Source organism: Flavobacterium poyangense, assembly GCF_011751075.1.
Lineage (GTDB): Bacteria > Bacteroidota > Bacteroidia > Flavobacteriales > Flavobacteriaceae > Flavobacterium > Flavobacterium poyangense.
The window spans coordinates 65,437-79,613 of the sequence record NZ_JAALLN010000018.1; the positions used below are offsets into that span (position 1 = coordinate 65,437).

The 14,177-nt window shown below is 36.1% G+C and carries 13 protein-coding genes; 4 read left to right on the forward strand and 9 right to left on the reverse strand.

Going from position 1 to position 14,177, the window contains the following annotated elements:
- Positions 1-24: 24 nt before the first annotated feature.
- Both purB and G3A47_RS19525 read right to left on the reverse strand, forming a co-directional pair.
- Complete coding sequence (purB, locus tag G3A47_RS19520) at positions 25-1,371, reverse strand: adenylosuccinate lyase (protein ID WP_166925450.1); 1,347 nt, start codon at positions 1,369-1,371, stop codon at positions 25-27.
- Between the two features lie 236 nt (positions 1,372-1,607).
- A complete protein-coding gene (locus G3A47_RS19525; RefSeq protein ID WP_166925452.1) occupies positions 1,608-2,297 on the reverse strand; it encodes an SIR2 family NAD-dependent protein deacylase in 690 nt (229 codons plus the stop codon).
- 160 nt (positions 2,298-2,457) lie between these two features.
- Here G3A47_RS19525 and cysC point away from each other — a divergent pair, with 160 nt between their 5' ends.
- The 4 genes from cysC (at position 2,458) to G3A47_RS19545 (ending at position 5,750) form a co-directional block, all read left to right on the forward strand.
- Positions 2,458-3,027 (forward strand): adenylyl-sulfate kinase, encoded by a 570-nt coding sequence (gene cysC, locus G3A47_RS19530; protein ID WP_166925454.1) that lies wholly within the window; start codon positions 2,458-2,460, stop codon positions 3,025-3,027.
- A 2-nt stretch (positions 3,028-3,029) separates the two neighbouring features.
- Positions 3,030-4,004 carry a sulfotransferase family protein gene (locus G3A47_RS19535; protein WP_166925456.1) on the forward strand — a complete coding sequence of 325 codons (975 nt, stop codon included), beginning with the start codon at positions 3,030-3,032 and terminating at the stop codon, positions 4,002-4,004.
- A gap of 224 nt (positions 4,005-4,228) precedes the next feature.
- On the forward strand, positions 4,229-4,855 hold the full coding sequence (locus G3A47_RS19540) for a TrmH family RNA methyltransferase (RefSeq protein ID WP_166925458.1): 627 nt from the start codon (positions 4,229-4,231) through the stop codon (positions 4,853-4,855).
- A 232-nt stretch (positions 4,856-5,087) separates the two neighbouring features.
- On the forward strand, positions 5,088-5,750 hold the full coding sequence (locus tag G3A47_RS19545; protein WP_166925460.1) for a TrmH family RNA methyltransferase: 663 nt from the start codon (positions 5,088-5,090) through the stop codon (positions 5,748-5,750).
- A 283-nt stretch (positions 5,751-6,033) separates the two neighbouring features.
- Here G3A47_RS19545 and G3A47_RS19550 read toward each other — a convergent pair whose 3' ends face one another.
- The 7 genes from G3A47_RS19550 to G3A47_RS19580 all read right to left on the reverse strand — a co-directional run bounded on the left by G3A47_RS19550 (position 6,034) and on the right by G3A47_RS19580 (position 13,913).
- The gene (locus tag G3A47_RS19550) at positions 6,034-7,638 is read right to left on the reverse strand and encodes a PepSY-associated TM helix domain-containing protein (RefSeq protein WP_166925462.1); all 1,605 of its coding nucleotides are present in this window, start codon (positions 7,636-7,638) and stop codon (positions 6,034-6,036) included.
- A 2-nt stretch (positions 7,639-7,640) separates the two neighbouring features.
- The gene (locus G3A47_RS19555) at positions 7,641-9,800 is read right to left on the reverse strand and encodes a TonB-dependent receptor (RefSeq protein ID WP_166925464.1); all 2,160 of its coding nucleotides are present in this window, start codon (positions 9,798-9,800) and stop codon (positions 7,641-7,643) included.
- Between the two features lie 93 nt (positions 9,801-9,893).
- Entirely contained in the window at positions 9,894-10,271 is a 378-nt protein-coding gene (locus G3A47_RS19560) for a hypothetical protein (RefSeq protein WP_243860520.1), read from the reverse strand.
- Positions 10,272-10,466: 195 nt separating this feature from the next.
- On the reverse strand, positions 10,467-11,426 hold the full coding sequence (locus tag G3A47_RS19565) for a transporter (protein WP_166925466.1): 960 nt from the start codon (positions 11,424-11,426) through the stop codon (positions 10,467-10,469).
- 11 nt (positions 11,427-11,437) lie between these two features.
- On the reverse strand, positions 11,438-12,478 hold the full coding sequence (locus tag G3A47_RS19570) for a cytochrome-c peroxidase (protein ID WP_166925468.1): 1,041 nt from the start codon (positions 12,476-12,478) through the stop codon (positions 11,438-11,440).
- Between the two features lie 184 nt (positions 12,479-12,662).
- Complete coding sequence (locus G3A47_RS19575) at positions 12,663-13,463, reverse strand: MbnP family protein (protein ID WP_166925470.1); 801 nt, start codon at positions 13,461-13,463, stop codon at positions 12,663-12,665.
- Positions 13,464-13,568: 105 nt separating this feature from the next.
- Positions 13,569-13,913 (reverse strand): hypothetical protein, encoded by a 345-nt coding sequence (locus G3A47_RS19580; RefSeq protein ID WP_166925472.1) that lies wholly within the window; start codon positions 13,911-13,913, stop codon positions 13,569-13,571.
- Positions 13,914-14,177 lie beyond the last annotated feature (264 nt).

Genomic DNA, 14,177 nt, shown 5'->3' on the forward strand with positions numbered 1-14,177 from the left:
TTGGTAAAATATTTTAAGTTTTCTTTAGATTCCTGTGTAATTAGCAGGAGTTATTTGCATTAACTCAGCTCTAACGGCATCAGAAACTTCTAAAGTGGCAATAAAATTATGAATAGCGTTTTTATCAATTGCTTCGTTTGTTCTTGTTAAGCCTTTTAATGCTTCATATGGATTTGGATAAGCTTCGCGACGTAAAATGGTCTGAATGGCTTCAGCCACAACTGCCCAGTTTTTTTCGAGATCTTCAGCAAATTTGGTTTCGTTTAAAAGTAATTTGTTTAAACCTTTTAGAGAAGCTTCAAAAGCAATAATCGTATGCCCCATCGGTACTCCGATGTTACGTAAAACGGTACTGTCAGTTAAATCACGTTGTAATCTTGAAACAGGTAATTTAGCTGCTAAATGTTCAAAAATGGCATTTGCTATTCCTAAGTTTCCTTCAGAGTTTTCAAAATCAATCGGATTTACTTTATGTGGCATAGCCGATGATCCAATTTCACCTGCTTTGATTTTTTGTTTAAAATAATCCATCGAAACATAGGTCCAGATATCACGATCTAAATCGATTATGATCGTGTTGATTCTTTTTAACGCATCAAAAAAGGCTGCAAAATGATCGTAATGTTCAATTTGTGTTGTTGGAAAAGAATGGTGTAAGCCAAGATCTGTTTCAACAAATTTATTTCCAAACTGTTTCCAGTCGATTTGTGGATAGGCTACATGATGTGCATTGTAATTTCCGGTTGCTCCACCAAATTTAGCGGCAAATGGAATATTGAACAACAAACGCATCTGCTCTTCTAAACGCTCTACGAAAACCAGGATTTCTTTTCCTAAACGGGTAGGAGAAGCCGGTTGTCCATGCGTACGTGCCAACATTGGAATATTTGCCCATTCCACACTTAATTCTTTTAATTTAGAAATTAAAGAAATCAGGGATGGCATATAAACCTTCTCGAAAGCCTCTTTTGTGGAAAGCGGAATTGCCGTATTATTAATGTCTTGTGATGTTAACCCGAAGTGAATAAACTCTTTGTATTGCGATAAATCTAGTTTTTCAAAAGCATCTTTAATAAAATACTCTACTGCTTTTACATCGTGATTGGTTACTTTCTCTGTTTCTTTGATCCAAAGAGCATCTTCGGTAGAAAAGTTTTTGTAAATGTCACGCAGGCTCTCAAATAAATTAGAATTTACGTCTTTTAGCTGTGGCAATGGTACTTCGCACAAGGCGATAAAGTACTCGATTTCAACTAATACACGATATTTGATTAAAGCTTCTTCGGAGAAAAAAGGCGCTAGTGAAAGGGTTTTACTTCTATATCTTCCGTCAATTGGTGATATAGCATTCAATTCGTTTAAAGTAGTCATTGTTATGTTGTTTGTTCGAAAGAGGCAAATATAAACAGAATTTGGGGATAAAAAGTAATCAAAAGAGGCAATTGTGCTTTTAAATCCGGAAAGAATTGTGTTGAGTTGCCAAGATAGTAAGTTGCTAAGGTTCTAAGTTTTGTTTTAGGGTAATAGATATGCCATAATTTAAGATTCAAAATCTTAAAATCTTAGTACCTCAGAATCTCAGAACCTTTTCTATTACAGAATGTAGGTTAAATCGAATTTAATCGTTCTCTTAAAATCGCCATCCCCTCTGAAGCAATTTTGGCAATGGTTTCTACTTTATTACTAATGTTTGGAATTGCAATTGGTTTTGGATCAATGTAAAAGACCGGCGTTGTGCTGTAGGTGTATGAGATTAATCCGGCAGCAGGATACACCTGCAGTGAGGTTCCGATAACGACAAGATAATCTGCCTGTTCCACTATCGTAATGGCTTCTTCGAGAGCCGGAACTTCTTCGCCAAACCAGACAATATGTGGTCGGAGTTGTTGTCCGTTTTCATCAAAGTCACCGGTATGTAAATCTTCCGTCCAGTCTAAAATTAAGTTTTGATTTCGGGTGCTTCTTACTTTTAGCAATTCGCCATGTAAATGCAGAACTTTAGTACTTCCGGCACGTTCATGCAAATCGTCTACATTCTGCGTAATAATATGTACATCAAAATCCTGCTCTAATTCGGCTAAAATCTGATGCCCTAAATTGGGTTTTACTTCTTTGAGTTGCTGACGTCTTTTGTTGTAAAAATCCAGAACCAGTTCCTGATTTTTATGCCAACCTTCGGGAGTAGCGACTTCCATAACGTCATGTCCTTCCCATAAACCGTCACTGTCGCGAAATGTTTTTATTCCGCTTTCGGCACTAATTCCTGCGCCGGTTAAAACGACTAACTTTTTCTTCATTATTATTTATTCTAAGAAATAAAAATACTCATTTTTCAGTTAAATCCATGAGTCTATTTTATGGAAGTAGTTGTTTTTTTAGTATTTTTACTATAAATAGAACCGCAAAGTGTTGATTTGTATGGTTGCTTTATTTTTAGGAATAAATAATAAATTTTAAATGATACTAATTCAATTTACAGGTTTGTCGGGTTCCGGTAAAACTACATTAGCCAGGAATGTGGCGTCTTTGCTGGCTGCACAAGGACACAAAGTAGAAATAATAGATGGTGACATTTACAGAAAAACACTTTGTAAAGATCTGGGATTTTCAAAAGAGGACAGATGTGAGAATGTCAGACGTCTTTTTAATGTTGGACAAAATTTTGTACAGTCTGAAGTAATTGTTTTACTATCTGTCATAAATCCCTATGAAGCATTAAGAAACGAAATTGGAAGCCATTCTTTTGTTAGAACCGTATTTTTGGATTGTTCAATTGATAATCTCATTGTAAGAGATCCAAAAGGATTGTACAAAAAAGCATTGCTGCCGGATAACGACAGTAACAAGATCAATAATTTTACAGGAATCAGCGATGTTTACGAAATTCCTTTAAAGGCTGATTTAGTACTAAAAACAGATTCCGAGTCCGAATCCGTTTCAACAAATAAACTTTATTCTTTTATACTTGACAACCTGACGCACGTTGTTCAGGAGCAACACAACCTTACAAATAAAATAAATCTTTAAACATGGAAAATAGCGATCACCCCCTTTTACATTGGATTCCTAATAAGTTAATTGAAAAAGAGGACGGGGTCTATTTTGAGTGGATTTATTTGAATGATACCAGATACCTGGATCCTTTTTTTGATGAAACATTGGTCAAATGTGTAGGTCATGCTCCTAATTTAAAAAGATTTAAGGTAGTAAGCAGTGTTCAAAATTTGATTGACTGGTCTGCCCAATTGGTTTCGGCGGAACTAAAAGCACTTGTTTTTCATGTATCGCGCTGTGGTTCTACTATGCTGGCGCAGTCTTTAGCCGTTTCTCCGCAAAATATTGTAATTGCGGAAGCTCCCATTATAGATGCGATTGTAAGAAGTGAAGCTTTTGATCTGGATAAAAAAAGAATCCTTATAAAAGCTGTGATAACATTGTTGGGACAGAAAAGATTTCCGGAAGAAAAGAATTTAGTCGTAAAATTAGATTCCTGGCACATATTTGAAGCGAACGAATTAAGAACTATTTTTCCTGAATTGCCTTTTATTCTGTTGTACAGGAATCCATCTGAAGTTTTAAAATCCCATTCAAAACGAAATGGAATGCATATGGTTCCCAATTTGCTTCCTTCTAAAATTTTTGGAATTACTGATAAACAGTTGGAAGAACTTAGTTTTCAGCAATATGGTGCGGTGGTTCTTGAAAAGTATTTTCAGGCTTATGCTGATTTTCAGGAAACCGATCAAAATGTTTCGGTATACAATTACAAAGAAGGCATGCGTGATATTCTGGAAAAAGTAATGGATATAATCGACGCAGATTATTATATCGAAGAGGTTGACCAGATGTACGAACGTCTAAAAAAACATTCTAAAAATAAAACAAGCACTTTTACCGGAGATTCTTTTGTAAGTGAAAATTTGATGATCGATATCGCTAAGGTTAATCGTTTGTACGAAAAGCTGGATGAGAAACTAACAGGGCAGCTGACAGGAAGAAGTTAATGAATGTAAGTAGGTTATTTTAGTAAAGAAAAAGGAGTTTTTACAGAGATTAGTTTGTTAGATCGTTAGTTTTTTTTGTGCAAAGTATTCTGCTAGTGCTTTTATCTGTTTGTTGTGTTTGAAACCATTTTGACTAATCAGATATCAATTGAAGGTGTTAGATTGTAATTTAGTGTTATTTTGACTACAAATTGTTTTTATGTTTGTGTCTAAGTACAGTTAAAATGATCGATTTAAATTATCTTGCTTTTCTTGAAAGACTACTAACAGACAATCGGAAAGAAAAATTTATAAAAGTGCTGACTAATCGCACCAAACATTTTACGATTGTTATTGAAGATGTTTTTCATTTGAATAATATAAGTGCTGTTATCCGGAGTTGCGAGGTTTTTGGAATTCAGGAATTGAATATTATCGAGCAGCGTAATGGAAAAAGAATAAATAAGGGAATTGCAGTAGGCGCCCAAAAATGGATTGATATCAATCAGTTCGATTCGATTACAAACTGCGTTTCAACCTTAAAAGATCGGGGCTATCAAATTATTGCTACTACACCGCATGAGAGTGACAGTTTGTTGGAAGATTTTGATATTACCAGACCCAGTGCGTTGTTTTTTGGCACAGAAGGTAGCGGACTTTCTCAGGAAGTATTAGATCAGGCGGATGGTTTCCTTAAAATACCAATGGTTGGTTTTACAGAAAGTTTAAATATCTCTGTTTCGGCTGCTATTGTCATACAAAACCTTACCAATAGATTGCGCAAATCAGCCATTCCTTGGCAATTGTCTGAAGACGAAATTTTGGAGAAACGTTTGCAATGGGCAAAAAGCTCTTTTAAAGATCTTAGATAAATTGAAGTTGGCTATTATAGAGAACTAGTGTTAGGACTAGATTTGCTGTAAATCTCTTTTCTAATCTTTTTGATATGTTTTTATAAAACGAGATCTTATTATTTATTGACGATTTTGAAACCTTATCGAAAGTCAAATCAATACAATTCACATAATTTAAATAGTCTGATCAGGTTACATTTAACAGCTTGAATTATTCTTTTTTAGTACTTTTGCGGCAAATACAAGCAAAATGACTGATTTAGATTACCTTGCCTTTCTTGAAAATATACTAACAGACAATCGAAAAGAAAAATTCCTAAAAGTACTCGCCAATCGTACCAAACATTTTACGATTGTGGTTGAAGATGTTTTTCAAATGCACAATACAAGTGCTGTTATGCGTAGTTGTGAAGTTTTTGGGATTCAGGAACTGAATATTATTGAGCAACGTTATGGTAAAAGAATTGATAAAGAAATTGCTATGGGCGCCCAAAAATGGGTTGATATCAATCAGTTCGATTCGATTACCAATTGTGTCGCTACTTTAAAGGATCAAGGCTATCAGATTATTGCGACCACACCACATGAAAATGACTGTTTGTTGGAAGATTTTGATATTACCAAACCCAGCGCTTTGTTTTTTGGTACAGAACGCGACGGACTTTCTCAGGAAATATTAGATAAAGCCGATGGATTTCTTAAAATACCAATGGTTGGTTTCACAGAGAGTTTGAATATTTCTGTTTCTGCAGCAATCATCATTCAAAACCTTACCAATAGATTACGCAATTCTGATATTAACTGGCAGTTGTCTGAAGAAGAAATTCTGGAGAAACGTTTGCAATGGGCTAAAAGTTCGATAAAAGATATCAAGAGAATCGAGGCCAGATATTTTGAGGAAAATCCGAGATAAATATAAAGAACTCTAATGCTTTGCGTTTTTGCGACTTTGCGAGTGAATTTAACCACAAAGTTAGCGAGCTTTTGTGTAAAGTTTTTTGCTCGGCAGAGTCGCAAAGGCGCAAAGTTTTTTTATTCACGCAGATTTAGCAGATTAAGCGGATATTTTTGTTTTTTAGATAAAAACAATCTGAACAAATCTGCTAAATCTGCGTGAAAAAATTTCCCCGCTATAGGAGTCATTAAGTTTTTTTAAGTAGAAGTGATTTTGTCCTTCTGTCACATGTATTTATTATTTACTTCTTTAAAAATAAAATAAAGCCCAGAATACTGACAACCAAAATAAACAGCGCTGCCAGAACCATTGTCAGATCGCGAATGTTTTTTCCTGCCCAGTCCATAAATAAAAATTTATGTAAAATGGCAAAGGAGTATCCTTCTACTTTATCTGAATTTTTTACAACAGCGGCTAATCTTGAGGTTGCTGTTTCGATAAAATAAGTTGTTTTCTCGGGAGTATCATAAGCCAGTTTTATCACGGGTAATCTTTTGTTGACAAAACCATATTCTCTGCTTTCAAATTCGGTAAGAACTTTTGATTCTAATAAATTAGTGTCTGTGGGTGAGAGTTGAGGTGTTTCATCTGAACTTTCGGTCATTTCGCAGCAAGCGGCTTTGGGTGCACCATCTGTAAAATAATAGGCTAAAAATTCCGCATAGTGGATATCTATATTGGGTATGATGGTATTCGTTGTTGCATTGACGTATACTATTTCTGAGTAGGACTCCTTTTTGTTGCCCCATTTTGAATTGGTGTCTGATTTCGGTTTTTTGAATTTTCCGGTTTCTTTTTCGGCCAACTGACAACGGTAATAAGTCGTATCGTTTAAGGTAATAATTCCAATGTTTTGAAAGCGGCTCCAATCTAAATTCAGCTTGTTGTTGGCTGTGCCTATAGCTTTGGTCTCAAAAGTGGGTTCGTAAACCATTTGCGATAAAGTATAGGGTTCCCATTTGGTAGTAGCGTGATAAGCTCCGCTAAATGCAAATGTCAAAGTAAAAAGCGAAACCCAGATGCCAATTTGGCGATGGTATTTTCGTAAGCCTTTTTTGGGTTGCAGGCTATCCGTTTTTTTGAATTGTTTCCATAGCAAACCATAGATTACAATTCCACTTAAGGCAGAAAAACCAATTATAGACAAAAGAAAGATCATGGTTATAATTCGGATGCTATTATTCGAAATGGCATCAATAAACGACCAATTATGAAAAACATCAAAGAACCAAATAAAAGCCTGTCTCGAAGTCGGATTGTAGGTGGCCAGTTTACCTGAAGCCGTTTCTACATAAATTTCCATTCCATCCGGACGATCGAATGTCAGTTTGTAAACCGGTAAATAGCGATTGATATATTTGTATTGTGAGGTAAATTCGGTTACGATTTCACTTTTTGCAACGGTATTTTTTTGATCGTCCAGGAAGTAACGCGAAAGCCATTCTGCATATTTTTGATCTCCATTTTCCAGTTTTTGGGCATTGGAAGTATCAAAATACCACAATTCACCCAAGATTGTTTTTACCTGATAATAGGTAGCATTATTAAAAGATACAATTCGGAAATTTTTGAACTGCGTTAATTCATTTTTTTGTAAAACTTCCTGAATGGAATAATGCAGCTGACTTTTATCAATAATTTGTTGTTCCAGTTTTTCACGGGCGATTTCCGGTTTAAAGAAATGTGCCATAAACGGATGCATCAAGCCCGATAAGGTCCAGAAAATTACGGGAACAATTGTAATTAAGCCAATAACACGATGCCATTTGTACATGTGTTGTTTGATTTTTTTGATGAATTTAGAATCTTTCTTTTTGGCTGTTTTTTTGTTTGTTTCTTTACTCATGGTTATTTTTTTAAGGAAAAATTATACTGAATTCCAAATACAAAAGTTCTCGGAGCTGCTGCGGTATAGGTAGGCTGCGCATTTGGTATATTGGCTCTTGAAACATTGTAGGCATATAATTTATCGGTAAGATTTATTACGTTTCCATAGATCTCAATTTTTTTCCACTGATACCCAATTCGGGCATTAAACAAGTTGTAGCCATCGTATTTGAAGGTGTTAATTTGATCCTGATAATAGCTCCCTACCAGTTGCCATTCGATAGAAGTCCTTAAATTTGGAAGCCAGTGTGGGTAATAACTAACTTCAGAGTTTCCGGACCATCTTGGAGCAGCGGGCATTTCTTTTCCGTTTAAATTCTGAACCGGATCTGTCGGTTTGTCTGAAAGTTTAAAATCGATATAGGTATGTTGTGCATAAGTTCCTCCGAGACGAATGTTGAATTGTCTGGAAGGTTTATACGAAGCACCAAATTCGATTCCTTTATGCCGTGTTGCTCCGGCCGAACGGTAATCGGTGGAGTTATCGGCAAGTTTAACATTCAATAATTCATTTTTGCCTTCCATATAATAGAATGCATAATCAAAGTTTAGTTTGTTTTCTAAGAGAGAGAACCATCCGCCTACTTCATAATTATTGAAAGTGGCCGGTTTTAAATTGTAATAAAAATCGGCAGGGATGCCTGTTGCACCACCAGTTCCGGGTTTGGTTCTGAAAATAGATGTAATTCCGGGAGGGGCAAAACCTTGTGAATAGTTAGCATATATCCCCGCAAATGCAAACGGATTGTAATTGATTCCCGCTTTGTAAGTTATCTTGTCGTAGACCTTACTTCCTGATGAAAGATCTAGTGCGTTATCATAATTCACTTTCATATTGTCATAACGACCGCCAAGAGTAGCAATTAATTTTTTTATCGGATTAAAACTTAACTGAGCATATCCGGCGGTATTGAAAATATCAGCGGTATAATCTGCCAGTTTGGAGTCCCGACGTTCTGCAATAATTTCATAAGAATCGACAGTTTGTTTTCCCGGTGTTCCCGGATTTAGGTTTGCTTTTAAATCGAGCACATAAGACCAATAGGTTACAGGAGAATAATCGTATAAAGCACCTGCCACAATTTTAGTATTCAGGAAATCGAACTTTTGAGTATGTTGCCCAATTGCTCCGTAACTTTTAAAGTTGTTTGAATTGACTTCTCCCTTGGCAGTCGTAGGATTCACAGTTGGACTCCATCGGATTCCGTAGGAGGGATTTTGCCCTAGTTTGTTGTCACGCAAGTAAGCTGTAATATAACTGCTCGCATTGTTATTCCAGTCGTGTTCCAGTGTCAAACGGGTTCGCAAAGCATCTGATTTTCGGTAGGTGAAGTCAGAAGTGCTTTTGTAGGTTCTTTTATTAAAAGCCTCTTCGTTGACCGTACCGCTCATATCCGAATAATATTTTCCATACATCGTATTGCTGATCAATCGAGTAGAGGGTGAAATATTGTAATCGATTCGGGCATTGAGATTGTCTTTGTTGTAATCAGAATACGCCATCCAGCCATTTTCCTGCAGGCTTGAAATTCCGGCGATATGAAAAGCAACTTTTCCAACGGTCGCACCACCCGCGGCCTGAAATCTTCTGAAACCATAATTATCTGCCTGAATTCCAAATTTAAATTCGGGAGCAACGGGTGGTTTTAGTGAAATCAAATTAATGGTTCCGCCTACAGCTTCCGGTCCGTACAAAGAAGAAACAGGCCCTTTTACAACTTCAATACTTTGAAGATTAAATTGATTGATTTCTAATAAGGCATTGTGGTTGAAGATTCCCATTGGCCGAATCGGCAAACCATCTTCCAGATACAAATAATAAGCATTGGTGGTCATTGGCTGGCGAATCGACATCATATGCTGCTCGTTTCCTAAATTAACCATCAGTACACCGGGTGTTTTGTTGATGATTTCGTAAACGGCAGTGGCTTTGGTTTCGGTAATGGTTTTCGCGGTTATTTTGCTAATCGCAACAGGGGTTTCTTTACGTAATGTAGCGGTACGATTGGCGGTTACAAATACATTTTCGAGTTCTTGTGATTTAATGCTGTCTTTCTCTGTTTTGTTTTGTGCAAAAACACATTGTCCCGCAATAAGCAGGAGAAAGTATATTTTTTTCATTTTAAATGCTATAAAATTTTAAGGAGTAACCAATATTCTTTGGCTTTATGCCAAGAAAACGGTTTCCATTTCTATTGAAAATTGGACTAAAATTTATAGACTACAGGAGGGAGGGTGAAATATAGTATGGGTAACCGAAACAGGTTTTTCGTTCAAAGAAGCGTAAAGTTTTGCTTCAGCTTCGATAGGTATGCAGACTTCGAAATGAGTAGCGGCAAGATTTTGAATGTAAACGATTTCTGTTTTTTCTTTCAGATTGTTTTGCATTTTTCTTTCATTATCCTCGTACTTTTTTAAACTCTTTTGAAGTTCACATCGACCGTTGCAATTGTTAAAAACCATTTTTCGTTGTACACAGATGGTTTTTGAAATTTCTTCCTGATTTAATTTGAATGTGGTATAAACAAAGAAACTGCCAAAAGTGGGAGCTAATAGCATGCAAGAAAGCAGTATGATAAGAATGCGTTTCAAGATCAATTTCGTTGTTTTAATTATATTGTGTGTTGATTAACTCGCTAGTTGTAAAATGTCAAATGTGAGATGTCAAATGTGAAAAGGAATAAGCTTTTTTAAAGGTAAGAAAAATCTGTTGATTAACTATATGTCCTTCCAGGCTTGCATGTCACATTTTACATTTCACAACTAGTGACTTGAATTAGTTACTAGTTAAAGCGTATAATTCAGATTGATGCTCCATCTGTAATTGGCTTCCATTTTTCCGCTTGATAAATTTTGGCTGACAGGAAGCATCGCATTTATACCAATAGAAAATTTATCTCTTCCGGCTTCAATTCCAAATTTGCCAAAGAGTATATCTCCTGCGGTATCTGGTAAATTTAAACCATGTTGTTTATTGGTCTGATACACTTCACCTGCCAAACCTAGTTGCGGAACCAGTTGTAAAGCATCGAGATTAAATAAATAAAATAAGGTCGTTGCGTAATTAAACTGATCTCCGTACTGATAGTTTTTACTGTTCTCTGTTTTAAAAACATAATTCAGCATTGTGTTCAATCCCAGATTCTTTTTTTTGATTACATATTCGGAAACCAGTAAATAATCCCAACTGCCGGTTCCTAATTGAAAACTCTGATTGATGCTTCCCAAATTGTTGGCTTCAGCAAATTTTCCGGTAGGCATTTTTACTCCTGCACCCAGATTTATTTTGTGCGTAAAAAGGGTGCTGTCTCTTTTTGTTTCGTAAACAGAGTACAATCCCATTATAGTGATATCACCCAGGCCTGCAATGCTTTCTGTTCCTGCTGTTAGTTCCCGTTCGTGAAAATGATAAGGCACCAATGCCGAAATCTGAATTTTTTCGGTAACCGGAATTCTTGCCCAGGCCTGAACGGTGTTGAAGTTTTCATCGATCCATGGCGAGTTGTCGAAAATTCCGTCGCGGCTGGTGTAGCTTTGTTTGAAGTAACGAACTCCCACAAAATTATTGTTTAACATAGAACTAAATCCCATACTTCCGCCACTTGCCGAGCAACCGCAGGCATCGCAGTCAAAATCTTCGAACATGGCCAAACGCTGGAACGTAAAACTCGATAGAGAATCTTTCTCTGTAAAACTATAGGCTGAAAGCCCAACTAAAAGGACTATTGTTATAAGTATTCTTTTCATTCTTTTTTATTTTAATATTCTGAAAAACGTTTATCAGTGAGATACTGATGATCGGTTAACGTTTTTAGAAAGACTATAATTTGTTTTTTTTCTGTTTCAGAAAGTGCGATTCCCAGTTTTCCGTTTTGTTTTAAAAGAGGATCTAAGGTGGGAGAATCGGTAATACCACTTTCATAATGATCTAAAACTCCTTCCAATGTTCCAAATCGGCCATCGTGCATGTAGGGGGCTGAGACTTCTACATTGCGCAGACTTGGGACTTTAAATTTGTAATAGTCAGCAGCCAGTTCGGTTACTCGGTATCGACCGACATCTTTTACCATCGGATTTACTGCCAGTCCGTTATTGCGGAAGGAATTATCGGTCATTAAATCGGTAGCGTGACAAGAAGCACATTTGGATTTAAATAAGTCATAACCTGCCAATTCATCAGTTGTTAAGGCTCCTCCGGCTTCTTTACGACGGTATTTATCAAATTTTGAGTTAGATGAGGTAACCATGACCATAAATTGAGAAAGTGCTTTCAACATGTTTTCGGTGGTGATAGCTCCGTCGTCAAAGGCTTGCCCAAATAGCTTTTGGTATTCTTTATCGGCTTTCATCATTTTTAAAATAGCATTCAAATTACCGTTCATTTCAATGATACTGGTAAGCGGAATGATGGGCTGCAGGTCTAAATGATCTGCTGCGCCATCGTACATAAAAGTAGTCTGATAGGCCAGATTTTGAATGGGTGGTGTGTTGCGTGTCCCTTGTGCATTATCGACACCATGGCTCACCGTGTGTCCGTGGTGCGTAAAAGCATTGGCTTGTATGTGACAAAAGCCACAGGAAACCACTCCGTCAGAGGCCAGTCGACCGTCGTAAAACAGTTTTTTTCCTAATTCGAATCCTTTTTCTGTTGGCGGATTTTGTGTCATATTGTATGCCAGATCAGGAAAATTAGAGGGCACAGTAAATTCTAAAGGAATATTGATATACTCTTCTTTTTCATTGGAACAACTAAACAACAACGGAATAATTAACCAAAGAAAATAGTTTATTTTCAGCATGATTTTATGTTTTGTCAGGAGTACAAAAAGTTTTCGATTGGTCCCATTTTTCGTTTCATTTTAATTCAACTTCAATGAACTGTGTTTGAAACGGTATTCTTTTGTGCCCGTTGCAACGAACACAAAAGAAATAGTGGGAATTTATTTTTTGGAAAACAGATTTTTGTGCTCCTGTAAATAAATATTAATTGTTGTGTACGTGATCGACTCTAAACATAGTGGAAACGTTTTGAGTAATTAAAGGCAAGTTTGCACCGCCCATAATCATGGCACCCATTCCACCGGCATTGTGGTCTGAAAGTTTGATTTTGTTGGTTCCGTCGATGATTTTTGAAAGATCGGTTACAAAATGAACCGTTGGTGTAATGTTGGTACGTACCAATGCTTTTGTTGGCAAGTCGAGTGTTACTTCTGTATAGTTATAAGCTGTTCCTGTTTTTCCGGTATGCATCATAAAAGGAGTGTCTTTAGTAATAGTTGTTGATTTGAAAGTACCTTCAAAAGCAAGGAATTTATAACCGGCAGCCCACGACCACATCATGCCCGCAGCATCAGCCTTAGCAAGGAAGTCACCTTGTCCTGCAGCGCCTAATTTCCATTGTTCTTCATCAACTCCAATTCCGAATTTTACTTTTACGTAATCACCGGCCGGGATATCAGTAAGTTTAAATTCGCGACCTTCCGCAGTGGCTTCATCGGCAATAAAATAACTTTTACTTTTTGGATAGATAAAAGTAGAACCATCTGCTTTTGTTAAAACAATATTACTAACAATATATTTGATCGTATTTATTTTTAAAAGCTCATTGTTAGAGGTTTTATAGGCCTGAGCATTTAAAATTAAATCATTTGATCCGAAAGCGTTATCAAATTCTAATATGATTTTTCCGTTTCCGACTGCTTCTTTTTCATCGTCATTGGAACAGGAAATTAAGGATATAGTAAGTGCAACAATAGCAAGGGCTTTGTAAAGTATGTTTTTCATTTTATGAATTTTATATAATATTTTTAAGTGGCGCGTAAGCACAGTTTCATTGTTTCTGAGACAATGAAAAATCATTTCAATACAAATTGAAATGGAAAATAAAAATTATATAAAATAGGAGGGAGGGTGGAAAGTAGTTTTTGAAACCGAGATAGGTTTCTCGTCCAATGAGGCAAAAAGAGTTGTTTTTGATTCGATTGGGGCTACTAACTTGAAATTATTTAGAAGGATATTCTGAAGGTAAACGATCTCCGCTTTCTCTTTTAGATTATCCTGCATTTTCTTTTCGTTGTCGGCGTATTTTTTTAAACTTTTTTGAAGTTCACATCGGCCATTACAATTGTTGAAAAGCATTTTACGCTGTACACAAATGGTTTTTGAAATTTCGTCCTGATTTAATTTGAAAGAGGTATAAACAAGGAAACTGCCAAAAGAGGGAACTAATAGCATGCAGGAAAGAAATATGATGAAAATGCGTTTCAAAGAGTGTCTCGTTGTTTTCAGGGACAAAAGTACAGTTTATTCGTTTTAGATTGAATATTTATTTTTGTTTTTTAGAAAAGTATTGTGTTAAACTGTGAAATGTTGGATTGTGAAATGTGAAATGTTGTTTGTAGTTGTGGAAAGATCGTTATTATGAGTAGTCCTGAAAAAGGTTGACTGGATTAATATTTTAAAATAATTAAACTGGAATAGAATTCGTTCTGTTCCAGT